General features: G+C 42.9%; 21 protein-coding genes and 1 tRNA gene. 9 read left to right on the top strand and 13 right to left on the bottom strand.

The annotated features are described in order from the left end of the window. Positions 1-378: 378 nt before the first annotated feature. Positions 379-1611, bottom strand: coding sequence for a hemolysin family protein (locus R2B77_RS05770; protein WP_203247569.1), 1233 nt, complete (start codon positions 1609-1611; stop codon positions 379-381). Positions 1612-1764: 153 nt separating this feature from the next. Between R2B77_RS05770 and R2B77_RS05765 the strand changes: the two genes are divergently transcribed. Continuing rightward, positions 1765-3162, top strand: coding sequence for a dipeptidase (locus R2B77_RS05765; protein WP_203247568.1), 1398 nt, complete (start codon positions 1765-1767; stop codon positions 3160-3162). Between the two features lie 215 nt (positions 3163-3377). Then, positions 3378-4223, top strand: coding sequence for a DegV family protein (locus R2B77_RS05760; protein WP_203247567.1), 846 nt, complete (start codon positions 3378-3380; stop codon positions 4221-4223). Positions 4224-4298: 75 nt separating this feature from the next. On the opposite strand, the gene R2B77_RS05755 is transcribed toward R2B77_RS05760, so the two are convergent. From R2B77_RS05755 to R2B77_RS05745, 3 genes are all read right to left on the bottom strand, one after another. After that, on the bottom strand, positions 4299-4784 hold the full coding sequence (locus R2B77_RS05755; RefSeq protein WP_203247566.1) for an amidase domain-containing protein: 486 nt from the start codon (positions 4782-4784) through the stop codon (positions 4299-4301). 91 nt (positions 4785-4875) lie between these two features. Beyond that, entirely contained in the window at positions 4876-6177 is a 1302-nt protein-coding gene (locus R2B77_RS05750) for a diguanylate cyclase domain-containing protein (RefSeq protein ID WP_203247565.1), read from the bottom strand. Between the two features lie 197 nt (positions 6178-6374). Further along, positions 6375-6447: transfer RNA gene (locus R2B77_RS05745), tRNA-Ala, on the bottom strand. A gap of 69 nt (positions 6448-6516) precedes the next feature. On the opposite strand from R2B77_RS05745, the gene R2B77_RS05740 reads away from it, so the two are divergent. Continuing rightward, the gene (locus tag R2B77_RS05740; protein ID WP_203247564.1) at positions 6517-7536 is read left to right on the top strand and encodes a DUF2804 domain-containing protein; all 1020 of its coding nucleotides are present in this window, start codon (positions 6517-6519) and stop codon (positions 7534-7536) included. A gap of 238 nt (positions 7537-7774) precedes the next feature. After that, positions 7775-8245, top strand: coding sequence for a YusW family protein (locus R2B77_RS05735; RefSeq protein ID WP_203247563.1), 471 nt, complete (start codon positions 7775-7777; stop codon positions 8243-8245). Positions 8246-8323: 78 nt separating this feature from the next. Here R2B77_RS05735 and R2B77_RS05730 read toward each other — a convergent pair whose 3' ends face one another. Next, the gene (locus R2B77_RS05730) at positions 8324-10153 is read right to left on the bottom strand and encodes an ABC transporter ATP-binding protein (RefSeq protein ID WP_203247562.1); all 1830 of its coding nucleotides are present in this window, start codon (positions 10151-10153) and stop codon (positions 8324-8326) included. Then, complete coding sequence (locus R2B77_RS05725; protein WP_203247561.1) at positions 10134-11876, bottom strand: ABC transporter ATP-binding protein; 1743 nt, start codon at positions 11874-11876, stop codon at positions 10134-10136. The genes R2B77_RS05730 and R2B77_RS05725 overlap by 20 nt, the downstream gene beginning before the upstream one ends. Positions 11877-12438: 562 nt before the next feature. Here R2B77_RS05725 and R2B77_RS05720 point away from each other — a divergent pair. The 4 genes from R2B77_RS05720 to R2B77_RS05705 are packed head-to-tail and all read left to right on the top strand — an operon-like array spanning position 12439 to position 15089. Then, positions 12439-12822 (top strand): GntR family transcriptional regulator, encoded by a 384-nt coding sequence (locus R2B77_RS05720; protein ID WP_203247560.1) that lies wholly within the window; start codon positions 12439-12441, stop codon positions 12820-12822. Beyond that, the gene (locus tag R2B77_RS05715) at positions 12819-13712 is read left to right on the top strand and encodes an ABC transporter ATP-binding protein (RefSeq protein ID WP_203247559.1); all 894 of its coding nucleotides are present in this window, start codon (positions 12819-12821) and stop codon (positions 13710-13712) included. The genes R2B77_RS05720 and R2B77_RS05715 overlap by 4 nt, the downstream gene beginning before the upstream one ends. Continuing rightward, positions 13699-14430: a hypothetical protein gene (locus R2B77_RS05710; RefSeq protein ID WP_203247558.1), complete on the top strand. Its 732-nt coding sequence runs from the start codon at positions 13699-13701 to the stop codon at positions 14428-14430. Before R2B77_RS05715 ends, R2B77_RS05710 begins: the two co-directional genes overlap by 14 nt. Then, the gene (locus R2B77_RS05705) at positions 14427-15089 is read left to right on the top strand and encodes a hypothetical protein (protein ID WP_203247557.1); all 663 of its coding nucleotides are present in this window, start codon (positions 14427-14429) and stop codon (positions 15087-15089) included. The genes R2B77_RS05710 and R2B77_RS05705 overlap by 4 nt, the downstream gene beginning before the upstream one ends. A 42-nt stretch (positions 15090-15131) precedes the next feature. Here R2B77_RS05705 and R2B77_RS05700 read toward each other — a convergent pair whose 3' ends face one another. Continuing rightward, entirely contained in the window at positions 15132-16031 is a 900-nt protein-coding gene (locus R2B77_RS05700; RefSeq protein WP_203247556.1) for a DMT family transporter, read from the bottom strand. A 133-nt stretch (positions 16032-16164) separates the two neighbouring features. Here R2B77_RS05700 and R2B77_RS05695 point away from each other — a divergent pair, with 133 nt between their 5' ends. Next, on the top strand, positions 16165-17826 hold the full coding sequence (locus R2B77_RS05695; RefSeq protein WP_203247555.1) for an EAL domain-containing protein: 1662 nt from the start codon (positions 16165-16167) through the stop codon (positions 17824-17826). A 26-nt stretch (positions 17827-17852) separates the two neighbouring features. Here the strand turns inward: R2B77_RS05695 and R2B77_RS05690 are convergent, their stop codons facing one another. The 6 genes from R2B77_RS05690 to R2B77_RS05665 all read right to left on the bottom strand — a co-directional run bounded on the left by R2B77_RS05690 (position 17853) and on the right by R2B77_RS05665 (position 24894). Next, a complete protein-coding gene (locus R2B77_RS05690; protein ID WP_203247554.1) occupies positions 17853-18308 on the bottom strand; it encodes a threonine/serine exporter family protein in 456 nt (151 codons plus the stop codon). A gap of 21 nt (positions 18309-18329) precedes the next feature. Beyond that, positions 18330-19055: a threonine/serine exporter family protein gene (locus R2B77_RS05685; RefSeq protein ID WP_212391509.1), complete on the bottom strand. Its 726-nt coding sequence runs from the start codon at positions 19053-19055 to the stop codon at positions 18330-18332. Between the two features lie 237 nt (positions 19056-19292). Further along, entirely contained in the window at positions 19293-21434 is a 2142-nt protein-coding gene (locus R2B77_RS05680) for a beta-propeller domain-containing protein (protein ID WP_203247552.1), read from the bottom strand. Positions 21435-21578: 144 nt separating this feature from the next. Further along, a complete protein-coding gene (locus R2B77_RS05675) occupies positions 21579-23780 on the bottom strand; it encodes a YhgE/Pip family protein (RefSeq protein WP_203247551.1) in 2202 nt (733 codons plus the stop codon). Between the two features lie 69 nt (positions 23781-23849). Next, a complete protein-coding gene (locus R2B77_RS05670; RefSeq protein ID WP_203247550.1) occupies positions 23850-24419 on the bottom strand; it encodes a TetR/AcrR family transcriptional regulator in 570 nt (189 codons plus the stop codon). Positions 24420-24579: 160 nt separating this feature from the next. Then, positions 24580-24894 (bottom strand): hypothetical protein, encoded by a 315-nt coding sequence (locus R2B77_RS05665; protein ID WP_212391464.1) that lies wholly within the window; start codon positions 24892-24894, stop codon positions 24580-24582. Positions 24895-25057 lie beyond the last annotated feature (163 nt).

The raw sequence follows: 25057 nt of genomic DNA, 5'->3' as shown, positions 1-25057 counted from the left end.
TTCATAGGGTAACGCCTCCGTCTTCTATCTGTTGTACCTATTATCACCAATCTCAACATTTCAAACCATTGTATTCTCTTTCAGTTTACTTACAAACTTGTAAGGGAGCATGAACATTTCTTAACCAATCAATTGCGCCTCGGCGTAATTGGATTGGGATTTTGAATTGTGCACAGCACCATTAACTCCCCTCAACATCCCTAACATCCGCCGGAGGTTTGACTTGAATCAGCAAATACATTGGCTGATTCAAGTGAAGAATCCTTAAAACTAGTTGGACTATTTTTAAGGTTTTTTCACTTGAATCAGCCAATGTATTTGCTGATTCAAGTGAAAAATCCTTAAAACTAGTCCACCTAGTTTTAAGGATTCATATTTTTATTCATCTTCGCGAATTGTAATCGTCATCCGGACAATCCGACTTCGTTCCATTTTCTCAATTTCAAAAAGTAGATGATCATATGTAAATCGTTCTCCCGGCTCAGGAACATGATCTAACTCTTGTAAAACGAACCCGCCTAGCGTGTCGTGATCCGTCGGTAATTCGATACCAAGTAGCTCCATCGCTTCTACAATCTCAAGCCGCCCATGACACGTAAGCTTATTAGTTGTGTGCTGATAGACAAATACCTCTTCATCGATATCCGTCTCATCCTCAATATCCTGACCAATCATCTCTTCGATAATATCTTCATGCGTCACAATGCCAAGCGTTCCACCATATTCATCTAACACAATCGCCAGATGCTTCTTCTTCGCAAGCATCATCTTGAATACTTTCTCAACACTAGCAGATTGCACGACATACAGTGGATTACGATCAATTATTTCAGCGAGTGTTTTCTCAGGGTTCATCGACCATGCAATAAACATTTTCGAATAAAACATGCCAACAATCGTATCCATATTGTCTTTATAAACAGGATAGCGTGTATAAAAGTATTCCAATATCGTTTCACGCACTTCTTCATAGGTCGCTTCAATCGGCAAACCAACGATGTCTGTCCGGTGCGTTTCAAGGACATCAGACACATCCTTGTCCGGAAAATCAAGCACTTCCTTCAACCGATCTGATTCCTCTTGCTTAAACGTTCCTTCTATTGAAGCAATGTCAACCATCGACCTCAAATCATCTTTCGTTAACTTCGCTTCCGTCACAGTCCCTTTCGAAATAATCCGAATGAAAATGTTCGTAAACAAAGATAAAATTGCTGTAAGCGGCGTCAAAATTTTCACAAAAAGAATAATCACGGGTGCAACGATATACGCAACACGATCAGCAAACGTCGCGGCAATCGTCTTCGGCAACACCTCACCAAAAACGATAATCACAACCGTCAAAATCCCTGTCCAAATACCGATACTCAAACCCTTATCGATAGCAATCATTGTTACAATTGTCGGCATCATAATATTGGCAATATTATTGCCAATCAAAATAGCTGTAATCATACGGTCCGGTTTCGAAATCAGTTGCTGCAGCCTAATTGCCTGCCCGTCTCCCTGATCCGCACGAAACTGGACCTTCATCCTATTTACTGCGGTTAGTGCCGTTTCACTTCCCGACAGGAAGAACGACAGAAATAAAAAAAATCCAAGTGCGATAAACAAAAGCGCTTCCTCCCAATATTGGTTTCCGTTCAAGTAGTTATTTAAGTTAGCATACCATATTATTCATATTTACGTATGACTTACTTACTCCATTTTCATCTGTTCTGCTATACTGTTTCTATTAACGAAATTATTTCGAAAAGAGGGATTGCATTGACACATTTGGAGACATTAGACGGATATTTCACAGAACAACGTGACGAACATCTTGAACAATTAAAGGATTTTCTTCGTATTCCTAGCATTAGCTCTTTATCTGAACATAAGGGGGATATGCAAAAGGCAGCAGAGTGGCTAAAGGATTCATTCCAAAAGGCGGGTCTCGAAAATTTGGCAATTGATGAAACGGATGGGCACCCGGTTGTGTACGGTGATTGGCTCCATGCAGAGGGCAAACCAACAATTTTAGTCTACGGTCATTACGACGTCCAGCCTGTTGACCCCCTGCATCTATGGGAAAGTGCGCCATTTGAACCCGAGATTCGGGATAATAAATTATTTGCACGCGGCGCGAGCGATGATAAAGGGCAAGTGTTCATGCACGTGAAAGCGGTTGAGGCACTGATGAAGAAAACAGGTAGCCTACCGGTTAACGTCAAGTTTTTCATTGAGGGAGAAGAAGAAGTCGGCAGTCCCAATTTAGAGAAATATATTAAAGCGAACAAAGACAAGCTGGCGGCTGATATCATTGTTATTTCGGATACAGGTATGCAAGGTCCAGGACACCCGGCGGTTTGTTATGGCTTACGTGGATTATGCGGCGTACAAATCGATGTACTTGGCGCGAAAAGCGATTTGCATTCTGGCTTGTACGGAGGTGGCGTGGCAAATCCGATTCATGCACTAGCGGAGGTATTGGCTTCGTTCCGCGATCAGGAAGGGACGATTGCCATTGAAGGGTTTTACGACCAAGTTCGTCCATTGGCTGATGAGGAGCGCGAAGCTTACAAGGCACTTGGTTTCGATGAAGAAGAGTTGAAAAAGGAAGTTGGCGTGACAGAACTGTTCGGAGAAAAAGGATTTTCGTATTTGGAACGCACATGGACTCGCCCAACGCTTGAAGTGAATGGCGTATTTGGTGGATTTTCAGGTGAAGGCATTAAAACTGTTCTGCCTGCAGAAGCCGGCGCTAAAATTACGTGCCGCCTCGTTCCAGACCAAGATCCAGACGATATCATTGATAAGTTAAAAGCGCATATTGAGCAGCATAAACCGGCAGGTGTAACGGTGACAGTGAGTGAGTTCGACAAAGGAAAGCCGTTCATTACACCGTTTGACCACCCCGCTATTCAGGCAGCAGGTCGCTCATATGAAAAAGTGTATCACGTACCGACTGCTTATATTCGAGGTGGCGGATCGATTCCGATTGTTGCAGCATTTGATGAAATCTTACAGCTACCTGTTGTCTTAATGGGCTTTGGGCTTGCATCAGAAAACTTCCATGCACCTAATGAGCATTTCCATTTAGAAAACTTCGATCAAGGACTACGCGTCATCGGTGATTATTATTATGAAATTGCTAACTTTTCAAAGGATGAGTTAAAGAAATAAACGCTATGCCGGATTCTCGTTAAGAGAGTCCGGTTTTTTGTTGTATTTTGTATTCATGCTATGATAACCGAGAGAATTCATATGTACTCCATCTTTCCTTTGCTGCTACATCCTCCGAGTGTCACTCTACTGTCAACTATCAGAATGCAATTCAATTACTTTTCATGGTATAGTAATAATAATCAAAAAAATAGTGATAAGGATTGATTTATTTTATGAATAAAAAACCGCTTGCATGGATTGTAGACAGCACTGCCTATGTTTCTGAAGAACTCAAACAACATCCTGACTTTTTTTCAGTTCCTCTGAATATACATTTCGGTGAAAAACAGTTTGTCGATGGTGTCGACCTAAATCCTGAACAATTATACGCTAAAATAAAAAATGCAGAAGATTTTCCAAAAACATCTCAGCCTTCCGCTGGCGAGTTTGCAGAGCGTTTTAAAGTAATTGCGGAGCAGTATGAACAAGCCATTGCCATTCATGTATCGAGCAAATTAAGTGGTACACTCGCTTCTTCGACTGCTGGAGCTGAACTTGCTGAATTTCCCGTGACCTTTATCGACTCCATAGCCCTGTCTTATGGAATTACAGGGTTAATCGAAAGAGGTATGGAACTGTATGACAACGGAGCGAGCGTCTCAGACATTAAAGTTGAGCTCGAAAAAATGGCAGGGACGTTGCAGAACTTCATTTTGATTGGCCAGCTAGACCAATTATATAAAGGCGGCAGGATGAGTGGTGTGCAATTTTTCCTTGGCAGCTTGTTAAAGGTGAAACCGATTGTTCAAATTTCGAGTGAGGGCGAATTGCTGGCGATTGATAAAGTACGTTCCGAGAAAAAGGCACTACAATATTTGGTCGATAAAGTAGTCGCTAGCCATCATCCAGGCAGAAAGAGTATCCATCTCATGCATGGCAACGTCTTGGATCAGGCCGTTCATTTGAAAAACCTGATTACAGAGCAAGTACCCGATCTAGAGGTTAAAATTGGTGACATCAGTTCTGTTCTCGCGGTTCATGCAGGCGAAGGTACGCTTGCTGCCTTGTGGTTTGATTAATTGATAAAAGCAGTCCGTCTACTAAAGGCGGACTGCTTTTATCGTGTCTAGACTCCGGGCGCCAAATGCTTTTCTTTATGAAAATTCATCGTTGATTTTAAAAAAGACGTACTTGGCGTTGGGTGAGAACATATAAGAATCTTTATAGTCCCATAGGCGATGTTGCGCGTCGAATGTATGGGCATTGACGTACGGGACGGAGCCCACTTTGGCAGTGACAATCGTTGTGTGGTCGAAGCGACCGTCGCCTTCAAAGTCGTAGGAAATGACATCTCCTAACCCCAACTGTTCGGCTGAAGATACTTGTGTGGCTGTCAAGCCTTTTTTCGAGGTAGCTAAATACCAACGCAGCGAATGTGATACCGACCAGCTAAAACTCCATGTCCCACTTTGCAGCCACCACCCTCGTTCACGATGTGGATAACCATGCATAGGTGCACCACCTGCCAGCAAGCATTGAGATATAAAATTGGTACAATCTACATCAAATGACGGAAATGCCGGATTACGTCCGTTCCACCATTCGTTCGCATAGCGAACAGCCGCCTCCCTATCGTACATAAAATCCCTCCTCCTATCATGCTATGAATAGAAGAAGAAAGGCATACATAGATGTTTTTCTTCAAAAAAAGTACCCGATTAGACTAGGTACTCACTTAGAACGGATGATATGGAAACAGTTCTTCCCTGACTTTTTCGCTTCATACATTGCATCATCTGCATCTTTCAAAACGGAGGTCACTGTTGCTTTTGTAGATGCGACGAGCACAATTCCAATACTAGTCGTCACATCCAGCATGGCGTGCTTCACCGGCCATGATGCTTTCATGGCAGATTGAATGACCATTGCGGTTTCCTTCGCAAGTACTTCCGTCTCAACATGCGGCAATAATACAACAAACTCATCGCCACCAAGCCGTGCTACTAGCGCATCTGGACTGGTGCTGTCGGATAATCTTCTGCCAAACTCCTGAATAACAGAATCACCAACATCATGACCAAATTGATCGTTAATGTTTTTAAAATAGTCAATATCGAGTAAGTATACTGCAAACCCGTTCCCTTCTTCCCGAAATTGATTCAATTCAACTGATAATTGATCGGTAAGCAGGCGACGATTGGGCAAGTCTGTCAAAAAATCATGATTGGCAAAGTACTCTAGCTTGTCCTCGTTCTTTTTTTGCATCGTTACATCACGAATAATTATTACCATATGCTTAAAGTTGTTCCATTTATCGTAAACGGGGCTCGCCTTCAGCTCTGACCAAAGCCATCCGTCGACATTATGTTTGATCCTTACACGCAAGCTGTAGGTTTTGGCATTTCGCTGCGCTTTTGTAAATTTTTTCGTTAATCTAGCCACATCATCAGGGTGCACAGGCCATAGTGGTGGTTCTCCAATATATGCAGAAGATTCAAATCCAAAAACCTCTCGACTTGAAGGAGAGACGTAAGTATACTCATATTGATCATTGATTAATACAATGACATCCTGTGCATTTTCTGCAATAATCCGAAATTGTTTTTCGCTTTGAACGAGCTCACTCCAAGAGTTCTCACTTTCTATTTGCGCAATTTTTTCGCTCGTAATATTTTGTACAACGCCCATAATGTAGGTGAGTTTACCTGCTTCGTCAAATAAAGGCGTCAAGCGAGTATGGGAATATTGCCGTACCCCGGATGACGATAAATAGGAATCTTCATAGGATACTACTTTTTTAGTTTGTAGTACTTTGCCATATTGATAGTCCAAGCATGTACTAAGCTCTGCATCATGTACTTCGCCAAAGGTTTTACCAATTGCTGTTTGATCTACATTGGCGTGACTAAGCGCCAGGTGATTGAAATAAGCATAGGTAAACGTTGAATTCTTTTCAACCTTCGCGATAAATACCATATCCGCGAGTACTTCCATTAAAGTAGTATCAAAAGGTAATATCTTATCACCGAGCATCCCTATTCTCCTTTCTTAACGAGCAGTTATGAGTTTTTCGAAAATTTCACATCAATTAAATATACCATTAATGAGTGAAATTTCAACCTGAATCATGCAATTTCAGACTTGAACATTAGTCTGAAAACCGAACAAGATTCACTTCTGCTTTCCAATCAAAAAAAAGCATCCTAATGGACACTTTTAATTATTTCATATGGAGCATAGGGGGCTCGAACCCCTGACCTCTTCACTGCCAGCGAAGCACTCTCCCAGCTGAGCTAATGCCCCCGAAATTTGATACAATAAGAATTATAGCAATAAGGTTCATAAAAGACAATAGGCAGGAGGGGCATCTTCATGCAGCATGCAGAAAGAGAAATCATCGAACCCGTCGCGCTTTGTGACGGCAAAGGGCTATTGAATCCGGAAGCAATCGGATTCGCACGACAGCCTGTCATCCAGAGCAATTTGACGGGCCACTTCATGCGAAAGAAAAAATGGAATTATTGGTGTGTATACGGAGAGGATCTATTATTTTCTGCAACAATTAGCCATATCGATTATGCCGCCGTCTGTTTTGTCTATATTTTGGATTATGAGACACAACGATTTTTTGAAAAGCAAATTACCATTCCAATCGGGCGTAGTGTCAAAATGCCAGAGGATGTTCTCGGTAGCGTTAAATTTGGCAATGATAGCTTGACTGTCCAAATCGTCAATATTCAAGGTGAAACACATCTTTCCGTCACCATCCAGGATTTTGATAATGAAGTACTCCATGCCGATCTACATATCACTCATCCACCGGGTGATGAATCATTGAATGTTGTCATACCTAAAAGCCGTGATATTTTTCAATTCACTGCGAAACATCATTCATTGCCAACTTCAGGCTTTGTTAAGATTGGCGATAAACGATATGATTTCAACCCTGAGTACAGTTTCGCTGTACTCGATTACGGGCGAGGCGTTTGGCCGCGTAAGGCAGAATGGAATTGGGCAATGGCATCACAACGCCTCGGCAATCGTCGAATTGGACTGAATTTCGGTGGAAAGTGGACGGATGGCACCGGAATGACAGAGAATGCGGTTTTTATAGATGGACGGATGACTAAAATTCATGAGGATGTTCTTTTTAGCTATGATCCAAATAATTTTATGAAGCCTTGGAAAATCCAAACAAAGTTTTCCAATACAGTCAACATCACTTTTTCACCCTTTTTTGAGCGTATAGCTACGACCAATGTCAAAGTTGTACAGACTACAGTTCACCAGCTCGTCGGCTACTTCAACGGCACTGTTCAACTCACGGATGGCTCCACACTACACATTCGTAATATGCTTGGTTGCTCGGAAGAACATATCGCAAAATGGTAATCCACGAACGGATTTTGCTCTTATCTAAATTAAACGAAAAAATCCTGCCTACAATGCTAGTCGCTTGAGAATGCCTCCACTAGCGATGAGGCAGAGATTATAAATCGGAAATATATATTATCTTTTAATGCCGGCCAAAGAGCCGGCTTTTTTCATCGGTCAAAACATTCTTTGGTTTAATTCACCCTTATTTTAGGTAACCTAAGAGTAAGAAATATATTTGGAGGGTTTGATAGAGATGCATAAACTTACAGTACTCGGCGCCACAATATTATTAGGCGCTCTAATACTCGGCGGATGCGGTAACTTCGGAAAAAATGCCGATAAACCAAATAGGGAAGATGCAACAATTATTCATGAGGATGAGAAAGCTGGAGGTTCCCTTGAAACTGGGGACGGCTACGGATTTACATCCTTTGATCTTGATATCGAGGTCGACGGCAAAGATGCAATTGAAACCGAATATAAGATAGATAAAAAGTTAGATGTAAATTATGAAAATAAGCTAACCAACACCAAACTGACAGACAGCAAGGCTATGAATGAAATCGATAAGCTTTTTATGCATATTCTTATCACCAAGGATACACCACCACAAGAAGTAATCGATAAAATTTTAAAATGGTATCAGCTGGACAGCTACTCAAAGTTCGATTTAGAAGTCGACTTTGATGATGGCACTAGGCTCGATATTGAAGAGATACAATAGCCAGTCAGGTCAAGGTCATAATCGTGGGTTCAAGTTGAAAAGGCTACAAGGATATTATATCCTGGTAGCCTTTTCAACTTATACTTTCGATTCCGCCAACATGTTAAAGTAAACGCCTTGTCGTTCGATCAATTGCTGTTGGCTACCAGACTCAATCAATTTCCCCTGCTCCATGACATAGACGGTATCGGCTTTTCGTACCGTATTCAATCTATGCGCGATAACAAAACTCGTCCTACCTTCCATCAGACGATCTAGCGCCTCTTGAATTTCCAGTTCAGTCACCGTATCGATGCTGCTCGTGGCTTCATCCAACAAAAGGAGAACAGGGTCTGCGACGAGTGCCCTTGCAATGGACAACAATTGCTTCTGCCCCTGTGAAATTTCGCCGCCATCCGCGGTCAACAGCGTATCATAGCCATTTTCCAGCCGATTAATGAAGCTATGCGCATTGGCCTGTTTGGCTGCCGCCATAACTTCCTCATCTGTCGCATCGAGCTTGCCATAGCGAATGTTTTCAAGAACGGTCGCTTCAAATAGAAACGGATCTTGTAACACAAATGCCGTCTGACTACGCAATGTTTTTCGTGGGAGCTCACTAATTGGGATACCATCAATATAGATTTCACCTGTATCAGCCTCATAGAACCTAGCGAGCAATTGCATAATCGTCGTTTTCCCTGCACCCGTTGCCCCTACAAAAGCTACTGTCTCTCCTGCTTGTACGTGGAACGAAACCTCGTCCACTGTATAGCCATCAGTCTCTACTGCATAACCAAATGACACATTGCGAAATTCAACTTCCCCGCGCAGAATTGTCTCTGTATGTGCTGTCGCTTCATCCTCTTCAACTGGCTCATCCATAATCTTAAATACTCTTTCCGCTCCGGCAATCGCGGACAGCACCGTGTTAAATTGGTTCGCTAGGTCATTGAGCGGACGTGTAAACTGGCGTGCAAACTCCGAGAAAACAACAATTGTCCCAATCGTCACAACTCCATCGCCTCTCAGTGCCAGCAATCCACCCACACCTGCAACAACTGCAAAAGCAGCATTATTCAACATATTCATCACCTTGGGAATAAAGCCAGAATACGTCAACGCCCAGAACCCGGTCTGACGAAGTCGATTGCTTTTCTCCGCAAACTCTTCCATGACACGCTGTTCCTGCGAGAAGGCTTTAACAATACGCTGGCCGGAAATCGTTTCTTCAATCATGCCGTTCAATTCACCGACCGCCTGCTGCTGTTCTTTAAACAATAAACCCGTACGACGCGTAATCCAGCGCATGGCCACAAACATAATAGGGACAATAATCATCGTCAGTAGCGTCAGCAATGGACTTAAATACAACATAACTGCCAACGTCCCCGTTAGCGTTAAAACACTTGAAAACACTTGGATGAAAGAAGAGTTCAGTGTTTGACTGACGTTTTCAATATCATTCGTCACTCGACTCATCAATTCTCCGTGTTGTCGTTTATCAAAAAATGTAACTGGCAATTTTTGAAGATGGGCAAACAAACTTGTGCGTAATCGAAAAATAGTTTGCTGTGCAATCCCTACCATCCAGAAACTTTGGAAATAAGTCGCAAATGATAGGCCAATATAAATAGCAATAAGCAGACCAATTTGAGTAGCAAGACCATCAAATTGCATGCGAATGATGTAATCATCGATGATTTTCCCAATCATCAGCGGACCCAATAGCGTCAATACAGAGCTAACGAAAACAAGGGCCAGTACTGTAACAAGCAAGCCACGCTGTTCATCGACAAGCCGCCAAATTCGGTAGAGTACTGATTTCCAATTGCTTGCACGCTCCCCCTTTTTCTTTTTGGGGTCTTTTAAATCAGCTTTTGTAATGATTGGTTCATAGCCAAAGGGTTTACGAATTATGCGTAGCATCGGATTTCACCTCCCCTTCCGATTGGGATTGTGCTATTTGTTGATAGAGCATAGATTGTTCCATCAAGTCGTCATGTGTACCATAGCCGACAACCTTTCCTTCATCGAGGAGAAGGATTTTGTCTGCACCTTGTGCTGTGCGTATTTTCTGTGTCACGACGAGCATTGTTGCATCTTCCCCCTCAAGGGCATCCCATAACGCTGTTTCTGTTTTAACGTCCAGCGCACTTGTACTGTCATCTAATATAAGAATGGACGGTTTGCGGACAAGCGCCCGCGCAATAGATAGCCGTTGCTTTTGCCCGCCTGATAAGTTCACACCTTTTTGTCCGACTCGCGTACTGTACTTTTGCGGGAAGAGATCAATGGATTCATGGATTTGTGCCTTTTTTGCTGCCAGTTCCAGTTCATCCACATGCGCTTCGGTATCGCCCCACGACAGGTTTTCCAAAATGGATCCTGTGAATAAAATCGACTGCTGCGGCACAAGTCCAATCGTATCGCGCAAGTCTTTTAATGCCCAATCCTTTACTTCAATCCCACTGACAAAAATCTTTCCACTTGTTACTTCAAATATGCGCGGAATTAAGTGCAGTAAGGTCGATTTCCCCGAACCAGTTGCGCCCATTATGGCGAGTTTCTCTCCAACAGACACATGAAATGATACGCCATCAAGTATCGGTTCAGGCTTCCCAGGATAATTAAACGACACATTGTCAAATCGTAGGTCGCCTTCCAACTGCCTCAATCCTGAACTTTCCGTCGTGTGAATTTCCAGGTCTTCATTCGCAAGGAGGACTTCTTCCATCCGCTCTGCTGAAGCCTTGGCACGCGAAAAGGCAATAATAATGAATGCAAACATCGAGAACGCCCCTGTCATCCGCATTGCGTAGTTAACAATCGCCACAAGTTCCCCTACTTGCGCTCCATCATTACTTACTTCCACAGCACCAAACCATAGTACAGCCATTAGACTGCCGTTCATGACAAGTAACAAAACAGGTAAGATGAGCTCCATCATGCGCATTGCCTTGACCGTGTCTTTCCTAAGTAAATCAGATACTTTTGAAAAACGACTGGCCTCATACATCCCACGTAAATAGGCTTTAATCAACCTAACCGCCTGTAAATTCTCCTGAATAACGCGGTTGACTCGATCTAAGCGTTTCTGTACTCCTGCAAAATAGCCGACCCCTTTTTTCGACATGAAATACAGAAATACGAGTAGAAACGGTGCTCCAATGACTAATAAGAAGGCCAGTTTGACATTGACGAAAAAGGCCATGATTAAACTTCCCACTACAAGTAACGGTGCGCGCAGCATAATGCGTAATCCCATGAACAAAACGTTTTGTGTCATCGTTACATCACTTGTGAGGCGAGTAATGAGACCAGCCGTTGGAAAGCGTAAGAATGTCGCCATCGAAAAGGCTTGGACTTGACGAAAAAGTGCCTGACGTAAATCATACCCAAAGCCTTGCGCCACATGTGCGGCGAAGTAGGAATTGATAACTCCGGAAAATAAAGCTACGAAGGCGAGTGCCATCATGGCGCTTCCCCATGTCCAAATGACTGTCTCATCGCCAGCGAGAATCCCATCGTCAATAATTTTTTTAATGAGTAGTGGCTGAATGAGCTCAACAGCTAGCTCAAATAACATCAGAATTAGCGCAATGACAATCGACCATTTATATGGCTTCGCATAAAAAAAAACTGTTCTCATTTTTTGACCCCCAGAAAACTCTTTCGTTTTACGAATTATTTGACCAACAGAAGGAAGGATTAAACTACATCCTTCCTCCTGTTGGTTAAAGCCTCCGGCGGATGTCACAGATTTTGAAAGGAGTTAAGGCAACCTAAGTTCGCCGCGTCCTGCGGCAACGGTTGCATGACCTACATCCTGTAGGCCTCAAGCTTAATTCAAAATCTGGACGCAAACACGCCGAGCCGTGTTTGATTTAGTAGACCCTATTATCCCATAGCTGTCGGGTTGTGTATAGCCAATAAAACTGAATTGAGGGATATTTTCGACATGTAATACAGTGGATCCCATTGAAGCCGCTTCGGCGCTGGGGGAGGAAGGGTTGAACTGCATCCTTCCCTGTTGCCTCCCACCACAAGCCAGACAGCTTCGCCGTCAGTCTTATAGCTTCGGCTACCCCCGTTAAGGCGCCTTCGCTTAGTTTGTATATCAGGTTTCAAGTTTCCTACCAGTTGCATTTTATTTCGAAATGACATATAGTACATTACAACAGTAATGTACTAACTTTTAGGAGGTGACTCGAATGCTCGACGTAGATGGCTCGAAGCCGATTTACGTACAAATTGCGGAGTGGATCGAGAAGGCTATTATTGACGAAACGCTGCCTGCAGATGAAAAAGTCTATTCACAATACCAGCTTGCCGAGCTTTTCAACATTAATCCGGCAACGGCAGGAAAGGGGCTGACGCTATTGCTGGAAGCAGAAATCATCTATAAGCGGCGTGGTCTCGGTACGTTTGTGGCGCCAAATGCACGCGACAAACTCCTTGTAAAACGGAAAGAAGAGACGCTACGGCGGCTCATTCAAGAGTTGCTCACTGAAGCGACACTTCTCGGCGTCGATGAACAACACCTACTCGCAATGATTGCAGCAGAACGCGCGCAAAAAAGGGGGAATGAATCATGACTGTCATTAAATGTAACGGTGTGACAAAAACGTACGGGGCTCATCAAGTGCTAAGTAATATTAACTTTTCCATCGAGGAAGGTGTGCTAACCGGCATTATCGGTAGAAACGGGGTCGGTAAAACGACACTAATGAAAATGATTGTCGGCTTTCTAAGAGAATCTTCAGGGTCCATTCAAGTTTTCGGTGAACAGCCTTTTAATAATTTAAAAGTATCAGCCAACACGATTTTCATTGACGATGCCATGCACTTCCCAGACTCGATGACCTTGCAAGATATTTTGACAGAATGTCAACGCTTCTATCCAAATTGGGATGGGGAACTTGCTAGTCGTCTCATTAGTTATTTTGTCTTTCATTTAGGAGGCAAACACCGCCTTTTATCAAAAGGGAAAAAAAGCACGTTCAATGCCATCATTGGACTTGCGGCACATTGCGCACTCACTATTTTTGACGAGCCGACGACTGGCATGGATGCTGCGGTACGCAAAGACTTTTACCGTGCGCTGCTAAAAGATTATTCGGCTCACCCACGGACGATTTTAGTGTCGAGTCACCATATAGAAGAAATCGAGGATTTACTGGAGGATATTCTACTTGTCCATGAGGGAAAAGTTCAATTCCATGGTCCTATCACTGACCTTCAGGAAATGTTTGTCACATTACAAGGAACAGCTGAGCTACTGGCGATCCATACACAAGATAAAAACATCATCAGCCAACATACACTTGGCCCTTATTCTGAATGGCTCGTTGAAAACACATTTACTGACGATCAAATCAAGCACCTACAAGCATCCGGTATTAGTCTATCACCCGTTTCGGCGAATGATGCATATATCGCTTTAACGACCAAAGCGCAAGGAGGCATTGATCATGTATTTAACTGAGCCAAAATTCTTGGATATCGTTCGGCAGCAGTTTCGGTTTAAGATGAATGCCAATGCGTCAGCGTTCACAAAACTAATTTTTTTACAACTTGCCTGTCTCTTTATAAGCAATTATCGTCAGGCTGCACCTGGATATAATTCAATTGAAGTTTCTGAGCAACTTTTCTCAAATACAGCCATTGTCGTCGCTACCTGGTTATGGGCTTTCTTTGTAGGACTCCTACTAACTATTGCCTCGCAGCGCAATGAATCCTTTACATTCGTGACGAATCGTTTTAGTTATCACGGATCCAATTTCTTATTCATGCTCTGTGCTTCCATCATCGGTGGACTAACAGCTGTTTTGATGGGATCTGTTTTGAAATTATATAACCTTCTACAATTTGAAAACATCATTATTAGTTCCAAAGGACTTTTCGCAGCTCCAGCTGACTTCTTCATACAACTGATGACAGCCATCGCCTATACGATGCTGTTCTTTATGGTGAGCTATGCTATCGGTATGTTTATCCAACGGAATAAAGCTTTCCTTTTACTTTTCATCGTAGGATGGATCACCCTATCTATTATAGGTGGTTTCTCTATTATTCAACCTATTTTTGATTTTTTTTGGAATGAACATTCCATCACTATCTTTTTATTGAAAGTAAGTGGTACTATCCTTGGGTTGTTTGCTATCGCCACCGCTATTACCAATCGCTTGGAGGTAAAAAAATGATTTCTTTATTACTCATGGTCCTTATCGCCATCGCGTTTTACGTCCTCTTTCAGAAATATAAACCGACTAGCTTTAATAGCAGAAGACATTTCGCCCTCATCATTGGCTATATTGTATTTCTGTTCGCTGTGCTAGTGACTACTGAAATCGTTGAACGACTCTATCAACCACATGCATCAATAGCCGATCCTAACGAGTTCAATTATGATCTAAGCATTGGTGATATCGAGGAAGCCGTCCATTCTTCACAGTTCTTAGAAAAAAGAACACATCAAGCAGATGACACACTTACCATTCAAAATGAGTATGACGGTGCCTCACTCTTTGTTGAGCGCAGAAGTAATTTGGAGGGCATTATTGAGGAATTCATTTTTAAGCCGATGCTACTGATCAATAAACGTGATTTCTCCGATAAAATCAATGTGAAGAAACCCGTTTGGCAGGATAGTCTCATCACTATCCCTCAACAGCCGATGACTAAAATCCAATACGCTCATTCCTATGACACTGTTTTCCTTAATCAGCTGACCAGTTCGCGATATTCATCGAGTGGTAGTGGTAGCTACACCGCGGGACATTTCATTATCTATTTAATCGTTCCAGAAGATGTTGAAATCGAAGTGTCTTCCAAAAGTTCTATCCAATACATTGAAGAATAACAAAAGGACCGAGCCCCAATGGGAGTCGGTCCTTCTCTATTTTTACGTCTTCACCTTACTCCCCGCAATCGACAACCACGTCACGCCAATTAGCATGACGATCCCTCCCGTTAATTGCCACACACCGAGCACTTGGCCAAACCACAACACCGAAATAACCATTGCTGTCAGTGGCTCAAAGCTCGATAATATACTCGTTTCGACTGGAGTTATGTATTTCATACTACTCAAGAATAAGACGAATGCAAGAGTCCCAACGATAATGACGAGAAAGAGCATCGCTGTTATATTCCAATCTTTCAGATAGTCGAGATGCCTGATGATTTGCAAAGGGTTCGTTAGAAAAAGTGTCGCGCCGCCAATAATCATTGCCCAACCAACGACTAGTAAAACACCCCATTCTTGCATGAGCCGAACTGGGTGCAATGTGTAAAATGAAAAAGCGAACCCAAGTGCAATTCCCCAAACCACCGCTACTTTGCTTAAAGCAAATCCAGAAAACGAGCCGTTTGTCAGTAGTAGAAATAGACCAATCAATGTGACGAACATACCTAAGACCTGTACGACAGGCGGCCATGTTTTTTGCCTAAACGTTACAAAAACAATAATAAAAATCGGTGCAAGAAATTGAAATAATGTTGCAATGACTGCATTACTTGATTCAATAGAGGCTACAAACGTGTATTGGACACCGAGCATACCGAAAACACCAAAAATCAATAACTGCCGTGCCCAAACCTTATGCTTCCACGGAAGACTTATTTGTTTGCCTTGTATTTTCAACATCGCAAGCAGACATGATCCCGCAATAAGTAGGCGGACTGTCAGCATGTAAGAGACCGTCATGTCGCTGTTTAACAGAATCCACTCCATCATAGGTCCTGTGGCACCCCACAGCATTGCACCCGAAATAATCATGATAATCCCTTTTAGCCTCTCCACCTTTTTACCCCCTCTACAGCAGCAATTTATTATCAATATAAGTAAAATGTCATCCGTTTCTTCATTTTATGATGTACAGACGGAAAAACTTCTCTATAATAGGAGTATAGTACATCCAGGAGGAGACATTATTATGAAACCACAAAATGAGCAACTCGTACCGGACTCCCCCGAATTACCGGACATCATGAAGAGTCTTGAACAATTTTATATGGTGAACCGAACGGATAGTGAAGGCTCCATCACTTATACAAACAAAAATTTTTTAGACACAAGCAAATGGACACCTAAGCGTATCCTCGGAAAGACATTATGGCAAATGTTCCCTGAAACGGACGCCGGTCAAAATCAGGCTCATGCTATTTGGAACACCGTCACAAACGGCAAAACGTGGTTCGGAACTGCTGAAAAAATAACACGCTTAGCTGAACCTTATTTTGTCACGCTAATAGCCATCCCGTCTATGCAATCGGATGGGAAACTGATTTCTGTCACCTTTCTTGAATTAGACAATACAGACGAAGTTCATTTACGTGAGCAGCTTCAGCAAATTGCGTTTATTGACTACGAAACGGGATTGATGAGTCGCTATAAGCTTGAAACAGCTGTCAATGAAGCAATTGCAGAAGATAAGCATTTCTCATTCGTTTACATAATGATTGATCACTTTTACACATTAAAAGATTTGCAATCCTCCGAATCGGAGAAAGAGCTTATCAAATCATTTACCAATCGACTGAAACGATTTTTTCAAGATAACCCGATTGCTCGAATTGGCGTCAATGAATTTGTTGTTCTTACACCGTTTGGTGATTGGTATGTACAAGGGTTCCTACAATTTTTAGAGCAACAACCGATTTATATCGAAAATAGCGCATTGCCACTGTCTGTTAGCGGAGGTATCGTTCGTTATCCTGAAGACCAATCGACGTACAATCATTTGATGAAAGCGGCGCTCGTCGCAACGAAAGAGGTACTAGACCATGGCGGGAAGAAAATCGCTTCACTATCCGCAGCGTCACACCAAGGTTTGAATAGACGAGCTATCATTGACCGGAAATTACTCACTGCACTTAACCATAATAATATACAAGTTGTCTATCAGCCCCAATTTGATATTGCTACAAACAAAGTAACTATGTACGAAGCACTTGTCAGATGGGAAGATGCTGAACTCGGCTACATTTCACCGGACGAACTCATTCCCATCGCGGAGGAAAACGGGCTGATCAATGAAATCGGAGCGTTTGTACTTGAGGAATCTGCTAATTTAGCAACCAAATGGAAAGCCGAAGGACAAACGATAAGCATCGCAGTCAACTCATCTGTGCGTGAGTTTAACAACTCTCATATGAAAGAAAAAATCACCAAAATCCTTGAAGAAACAGGCTGCCCTGCAAGTAGCATTCAGCTTGAAATTACTGAGAAATTCGCGCTCCAAGCCGAAGAGGAGCAGTCCATCATTCTTCAGATGAAGGAATTACAGGACGAAGGTATCCAGTTTGCACTGGATGATTTTGGAACGGGCTATGCATCATTCCGTTTCCTTCAAAGTTTACCAATTTCAAAGATTAAAATCGATAAGCTATTCATCCGTTCTTTGCTGACACATTCCAAGACGCAGCAACTTGTCGAAGGAATGATTAAACTAGGAAAATCATTGGGCTTATATGTTGTGGCAGAAGGTGTCGAAACCGCAGAACAATTCGAGCTGCTCAAAGCAATGGGTATAGATGCTGTCCAGGGCTACTATATAAGTGCCCCGATTAGCGCAGATATGATTGTATTGGATTAATCAAGAAAGAGGGAGTGCCTTGAAATTCAAAGGGCACTCCCTTTCTTCCTTTTCGTCATTGATTGGAAAAACAACTGAATAATGACTTCCGCAAATACAAGCCCCATTGCAATCGCACCCGAAACCATGAAAGCACGTGAAGCAAAAGAAATGGATGTTAAAAAATCATTTTCAACAATATGGCGCATTGCGTTATACGCAGACCCTCCTGGTACAAGTGGAATGATGCCAGCCACACTAAAGATAATCATCGGCATTTTGAAGCGTTTTGCGAAAAGATGTGCAACGATAGCTACAGCAAAGGCACCCAGAAAGGATGCTTGCATCGGATCTCCCGAGTACGCATTAAATACACTGTAAATGAGCCATCCCGTCATCCCTACAAAACCACAATAGAATAACATCCTACGTGGCGCATTAAAGATTATTCCGAACCCCGCCGCTGCCAGAAAACTAAATACCGCCTGTATAATCCACGTCAACTTTCTTCACCTCATTTCCGTTCAAAAAGATAACACAAGTGCTACACCAGCACCAATTGCAAAAGCCGTCAGAAATGCCTCTGCACCTTTCGATAATCCAGATACAAAATGACCAGCCATCAAATCCCGCACTGCGTTTGTAATGAGCAGACCAGGAACGAGCGGCATGACTGACCCAATAATGATTTTATCCAACTCTGTACCAAGCCCAACAGAAATAGCGCCGAAACCAATGAGACCGATAAACAATGCTGCAACAAATTCTGCGAAAAAACTAACTTTCGTTAGCTCTTGGATTTTTGTAGCAATGATGAATCCAACCCCACCTGCGAAAACGGCCGCAGGCACATCTGACCAAACACCTTCATATAAAATAAGAAAACAGCCGCTCGCAACGGCCGCTGCAATGATCTGTAGCCACAATGGGAACATGACATTTGCTTGTTCGATTTCTTGTAGCTTGGCATAAGCCTCTTCGAGTGTATATTCATCCGCAGATAACTTGCGCGAAACATCATTGACAAGCGCGACTTTTTCAAGATCCGTCGATCGGCTCTTGATACGAATTAGTTTTGTATGATACGGACTACCTGGCGTAAAAATAATGCCCGTCGGCGTTACAAAACTATGCGTTGCAGATAGTTTCTGTGTAACGGCTATCCGCTCCATCGTATCCTCTACACGATACGTTTCAGCCCCGGCCTCCATCATCAATCGACCCGCAAGTAGGCAGCAATCTATTGCCATTTCTTTATCTACTATCGACAACCCCTGTCCCCCCTTGATACAGAGAGGAATGAAGATCAATTCCTCTTTAGTCCTTTTGAATAATCTTAACGAAGCAAACCACAAATGACAATGTCAATATGCATAACAACGTAGTTATCACCAAAATGCCATATTTCAAAGGTACAAAACCATAGGGTAAGACATTAAAAACAGCCTAGCATTTACGCTAGGCTGCAGACAAACTACCTTTTCAACTCAATCAATTTTCATGCTACCAATTGGAGCAAATGTATCCAATGAATAATTGTTAATTTCCTTCATCGAAATCGTATACAAATCATCTTTGCTGTAAAGCATGCGGTGAATTTGTTCATCCCACTCCGTATACTGTTCACCGCGTGTATTTTTGGTTAATAGATCCCCCTTCAACACAATTCCATTTTCAGGTGTAATTTCATAAACGAGCGCTCCCATACTTTGGAGTTCAACATAATGTTCTTTTCCAATTTCATCGTACACCATAACCGGGAAACCATACAGGTTACGATCCTTATGCTGGAATAACGCCTTATGGTCATATTGGATAGGCGAATACGTTCCACGGCCACCAATAATTTCGGTGTCCTGTTCTTTTGGATTGGCAAAATCAGTGATGTCAAATAGTGAAATTTTCATGCCCATCGTCAAAATGAATGGCTCACCACCGTTTGGATTCTTCTCCGCAACTGTTTCATAACCAAATCCGATGAGATGATTCTCATCCAGTGGATGCAAGTAATTACTGAAGCCTGGAATTTTCAGCTCTCCAAGTACTTTTGGTGCCTTCGGGTTCTCCACATCAATGACAAACAGTGGATCCGTTTCACGGAACGTCACCATGTATGCCTTATCCCCCATGAAACGTGCGGAATAGATGCGCTCCCCCTTCGCAAGCCCTTCAACAGAGCCCGTCAATTTCATGTTTTGATCCAAAATGAATAGATGATTTTTAGACGGATTTTTGTCATCCCACATAGTTCCTTCCGTCATAACAACCCGGAAATTCCCTTTATACTCATCCATTGAAAACTGATTGAGCAATCGCCCCTTGAGCTCAGTCGAACTGTGGAATGTCACATCCGTTCCTTTCAGCGCAAACTTGAATAGCTCAGTATTCGCCACACCTGGATTCCACATCATCGTCATATTCGAAGTACCCGCATTCGAAGTCTGCTGTTGATCGTAAGTTGTGGCAGTCAGATAAAGATTGTCTTTTGACATATACAGTTGTTCGCTACTACCTAAATAGCCTTTTGTCACGACTTTGTTCGTAGTCGGTGAGGATAGATCTATGGCTGTGATGACGGAATAGGAAGGATCCGTTGCACCTGGCAAAATCGTAATATTTTTATAATCAACTAGCTGGATATCCGAGCTTTCTTTAGAATCATACATACTTGGACGCAATACATCGCCATCAAAATGGTCCAACGCCCAGAAATACGGATGCACATTTGTGACAAAGTACAACATATCTCCTGATTTCCGTGCGCCGTTCATATAACCTTCCGCCCCAAATTCTCGGAGTAACGATGGACTTTTTGGATTCGACACATCATACAAACGTACTGTCGTCATACTATTGACTGGCATTATTCTGTCACTTGAGGCTGCCTGTTTCTCCTCTCGATAAGGCTCATATCTCTCTCCAAGAACGACTAGCGTTTTGTCATGAAGAAATAATTGAGAAGGGTAAAAGCCTTCCTCCATTTTAATAACGGCAGCCTGTTGGATTTTTTTCGAATCGCGGATATCTGTAATTGACACCTTTCCATCCCCAACAACAGCGTAAATATAGTCTCCATCCGTTTTGACTATGTCAGCTTCATCGACACCAGCGACTTGGTTGTTCGTCGTCGAATGGTCAGAAGAGCCTGCAGCGTTTTCTGTTGCAGAATCCGCCATTTCCGATTCCTCTTTAACCGCTTCCTGCGGTGCACTAAACAAAGTAGACTGCTGTTTTTTCACACGCTCAAAATAGGCGACTAACTCCTTCTCTGTCGCAACCCTCGGCAGTACTTCATCGATTGTAAACTTGAACGTATGCGCTCCGTACTGTTTACCATCTACCGCCCTAGGCTTGACGTTAAGTGTGTAAAAACCTGGTTCTATTCCTTTTATATGAGCCGTCTTTCCTTTGTTACTCAGCGTGATTTCCGCCGTCACTCTCTTCCCTTGATCATTGGTGACGAAAAGATCGCTCTTCTTAACATTCTTGAAAAATACCTTGCTCCATCCTGGATTCGTAGCCGTGTCATTCGCCGCTACTACTTCCCCTTGTTGAATGAAGGTAGAAGAAGTAATCGCACATGCGACAATCAAAATAGCCACAATGAACCCTATTGTCGATTTTTTCAAATTGACCACCCCTTTCCTTTTCGCTTGTCACCTCATTAGACTGTACTCGATCGATTTGGTTACACGAAATAAGGAATTATTTTCTGAAAGGTTTGATTTCATTTAAAAAATCCCCCAATAGCGTACTGTTGGAGGATCTTTCTGTTAAGCTTCCACTATCTTCTTCGAATATCTTTTCGTATACAACAGTGCAAAGTAACCGAATGTGACGGCCAAACATGCAACTGTGAACCCTACGAGAATTCCGTTGTTCATCCAAAGAGCCGAAAAATCACCAGTGGAAATAGCTCCTTTGAACGCCTGGACGGAATACGTCATCGGCAAGAATTTGTTGAAGATTTGCAGTGGTGCCGGGATCAACTCAAGTGGGAATGTCCCTGCACTCGTTGTTAACTGCAAAATGAGGATGATTATCGCAACAAAACGCCCTGTATCACCTAAGATGGATACGCACATTTGAACAATCGCGATGAATGTATAGCTTGTAATAATTGCCGTTAGAACGAACAGCGGCGTGTTGATTATTTCCATTCTAAGGACGAATTTCACGACCCCCACCGCAATAAGTGCCTGCAATAAGCCCACAATGGTGAGCACAGACACTTTACTCGTGAACCATCTGAATGCACCTGTTGGTTTCATTGCCGGTTCGACAAGTGGGAAGACGATAGACAGCAATAATGCTCCGATAAATAATCCCATCGACAAGAAGTAGGGTGCAAATCCTGTACCATAGTTCGGCACAAGGTTAATCCCCTCCTTCTCGACATTCACGGGGGCTCCTACCATGCCATACGTTTTGTCCGTTGGGTTCACTTCACTTGCGGTTTCATTCGCTTCCGCTAGTTTTTCTTGCAGTGTTACTGTTCCTTCCTCCAACTCCACCAGCCCATCTGCCAGTGTAACAGAGCCTTCAGCGAGTTCCTGTGATTTTGACGCGAGTGTATCAGTTCCCTCTTTTAGCGTACCAGTTCCTTGTGTCAATGCAGCAAGACCGGATGCCAAATCTGATGAACCCTGCTGCGCCGCTGTCACACCTTCTGCAAATTTTGTAACGCCAGACGCTAGGTCTTTATTCCCTATAGCAAGAGCGTTCGCTCCTTCAAGCAGTTGTGCAGAAGAGCCGTTCAATTTAACGAGTCCTGCAAGTGCTTCACTATGTGCGCCAGCGAGTTGCCCAGCAGCATCGTTTAGATTAGCAGTACCTTCTGTTAGCGATGAAGTCCCAGTAGATAGCTCCTGCATACCACCTGACAGCTGAGCACTCCCTTGCTTCAATTGACCAAGTACTTCTCCTATGGCTTTTTGTTGCTCCGCGGGAAGTCCTTCTAAAACATGGCCTAGCTGTTTTGATAACCCCTCAATTCCAGTTGCTACATTAGCCGCTGCTCCTGTTAGTTGACCTACGGCTCCATTAAGTTGCTGCGATTTTTCATTCAACGTGCCTATAGCGGTGTTAAATTCCTGTTCCTTCTGACCAATTTGTCCGTAACTTGCTGCCAACTGACCAACACCAGCTGTATAGTTTGTGAGACCTTCTTTCAATCCACCTGCACCGGCTGAAGCTTTTTGCGCTCCAGCCAACAGTTCCTGTGAACCTTGCGATAAAGTACCAAGTCCTTTATCCAACTCAGCCGCACCTGTAGCCGCATCACTCGCTCCTTTAGCGATTTTATCGGACCCATCTGCCAGTGTAATGGTGCTACCAGCCAATGTTTCAAGATAACCTTTCAAGTCGTCGGCGCCGTTTACTAATTTTGTAGCTCCGTTATGCAATTCACCTGCACCGTCTGCTGCTTCGCCAAAACCATCACCCAATTCCATGATAGAATCAAATAACTTTTCTGCATACGTCGAAGCAACTTTCTCATTCACTTCCGCACGAATCCGGTCCATTGCTGTCTCACCAATTTGTCCAGATAAGAAGTTGAATCCTTCGTTTGGTTTATAAATAATTGTCAATTTTTCCGGTTCATCATCCAGTAGCGTTGTTGCATGCTCCGAAAAGTTTTCCGGTATTTCAATGACTACGTAATAATCCTGATTTTTGAGTCCTTTTTCTGCATCTGCTTTCTCAACCCTTTGGAAATCAAACTGCTTACTATCTATTAATTGATCGGCTAGCTCCTGACCTAAGGCCAGCTGCTCACCATCCATTTCCGCCCCTTTATCTAAATCGACAATCGCGACGGGCAAATCATCCATATTGGCATAAGGATTCCAAAACGCCCACAGAAACATTCCTGCATACAACACAGGGATGAATAAAATTGCAATCATCGGGACAAGCATTTTTCGTGTGCGCAGCAGTTGTTTCCACTCCGCCCAAGTCATCGTTTTCTTCATGATACACACTCCTTCAGAACTAATTGACCGTTTTCCTCAAATGGTCAATTTAGAATAAAAAAACAAGTCTCAGACTAAGAGACTTTTAAATATTGTCCCACTCAACAACGCAACAATGCGCTGTTCTTCGAGCTCCATATCATGGGTTTTCCCCCAGTCAGCAACAAGTGCCATATACGCTTTGAATAATAAATAAGCGACAAGCTCGCTATCGCAAGGCTTCAGCTCGCCCTTAGCAACCGCTTTTTCAATCTTCGTTTTTATATAAGAAACGATTTCTTTTTCGATCGTTTCCAACACTTCAATGACTGCTGGTGTTCGAAGTTCTTTCTCTTCATCGACAAGCATGGCATACAATTGGTGTGTTTCACGGAATTTGAGCATGCGCATCAGCCTCGCATGGGCATTTTGTTCAAAAGGTGCGCCCTCGACAGAAACTGAATCTGCTTCCGCCCTCATCTCATGGATCATTTTCACCACAATCGCATTGAATAACTCTTCCTTGTTGGCAAAAAACGTATAGATGGTTCCTTTACCAACGTTCGCAATTTTGGCCACTTGATCCATCGTTGTCGCCTTGTAGCCGAAAAGCGAAAATGATTTAGCTGCCGCCTCTAAAATTTCCTGCCTGCGATCCATTTCTCCACCTCACTTTGAAGGGATTAGAAAAGTGACCGAAATACCTTTTCAGTCATCCAGTCATTATATTACTCCTGGAGGTGGAATTATGCAAGTTTTTTTCTTTGGAATGAAATATTATAGACGAAAATGCTATAAATTTCGTTGAACGGTAGTAAAATTACTTTACTGTTCTATCACGATACACAATCAGCGTCGCTGTATTTAATACAAGCGTAACAATAAGAAGAACTGCACCGACTTTCACCAGGGCGCCCGTTGTATCCATAAGTGCGCTCCAATCATTAATCGTGACTAGGTGGTGGTTATAAACAATCTGGAAATATAACGAAACTGCACAAGCGCCGACGCTCATAATAGAAAATGCAGCCCACTTCTTATGCCTACCTTGTTTATATCGCATGAGGCTTACAATAGGAAGTATCCACGCAATTAGTCCGAGCACGAGACTACCGACATTCAGCCACCCCATCATATTTACTCCCCCTTTATGCTTTCCATTAAACAGTCCTACTATTGAAACGTTATGCATGGGGTATAAGTTTCATTAATTGGAAACAGCTTCACAAAGGCTAGCCAGAAAAAAGTTATCGTTCAATTGCGGCAAGTTATCAATCAATTCGAAGGCGTTATCGATC

The organism is Sporosarcina beigongshangi (genome assembly GCF_033485195.1).
GTDB lineage: Bacteria > Bacillota > Bacilli > Bacillales_A > Planococcaceae > Sporosarcina > Sporosarcina beigongshangi.
Note: the sequence above shows the minus strand (reverse complement) of the source record. Positions and strands in the feature narration are given on the sequence as shown.

Coding starts and splice junctions, on each gene's coding strand:
- R2B77_RS05705 (WP_203247557.1), top strand. CDS start 14,427: ATGATTTCTTTATTACTCATGGTCCTTATCGCCATCGCGTTTTACGTC.
- R2B77_RS05675 (WP_203247551.1), bottom strand. CDS start 23,780: ATGAAGAAAACGATGACTTGGGCGGAGTGGAAACAACTGCTGCGCACA.
- R2B77_RS05725 (WP_203247561.1), bottom strand. CDS start 11,876: ATGAGAACAGTTTTTTTTTATGCGAAGCCATATAAATGGTCGATTGTC.
- R2B77_RS05730 (WP_203247562.1), bottom strand. CDS start 10,153: ATGCTACGCATAATTCGTAAACCCTTTGGCTATGAACCAATCATTACA.
- R2B77_RS05710 (WP_203247558.1), top strand. CDS start 13,699: ATGTATTTAACTGAGCCAAAATTCTTGGATATCGTTCGGCAGCAGTTT.
- R2B77_RS05760 (WP_203247567.1), top strand. CDS start 3,378: ATGAATAAAAAACCGCTTGCATGGATTGTAGACAGCACTGCCTATGTT.
- R2B77_RS05685 (WP_212391509.1), bottom strand. CDS start 19,055: ATGGCAATAGATTGCTGCCTACTTGCGGGTCGATTGATGATGGAGGCC.
- R2B77_RS05695 (WP_203247555.1), top strand. CDS start 16,165: ATGAAACCACAAAATGAGCAACTCGTACCGGACTCCCCCGAATTACCG.
- R2B77_RS05750 (WP_203247565.1), bottom strand. CDS start 6,177: ATGCTCGGTGATAAGATATTACCTTTTGATACTACTTTAATGGAAGTA.
- R2B77_RS05670 (WP_203247550.1), bottom strand. CDS start 24,419: ATGGATCGCAGGCAGGAAATTTTAGAGGCGGCAGCTAAATCATTTTCG.
- R2B77_RS05740 (WP_203247564.1), top strand. CDS start 6,517: ATGCAGCATGCAGAAAGAGAAATCATCGAACCCGTCGCGCTTTGTGAC.
- R2B77_RS05755 (WP_203247566.1), bottom strand. CDS start 4,784: ATGTACGATAGGGAGGCGGCTGTTCGCTATGCGAACGAATGGTGGAAC.
- R2B77_RS05735 (WP_203247563.1), top strand. CDS start 7,775: ATGCATAAACTTACAGTACTCGGCGCCACAATATTATTAGGCGCTCTA.
- R2B77_RS05715 (WP_203247559.1), top strand. CDS start 12,819: ATGACTGTCATTAAATGTAACGGTGTGACAAAAACGTACGGGGCTCAT.
- R2B77_RS05720 (WP_203247560.1), top strand. CDS start 12,439: ATGCTCGACGTAGATGGCTCGAAGCCGATTTACGTACAAATTGCGGAG.
- R2B77_RS05665 (WP_212391464.1), bottom strand. CDS start 24,894: ATGATGGGGTGGCTGAATGTCGGTAGTCTCGTGCTCGGACTAATTGCG.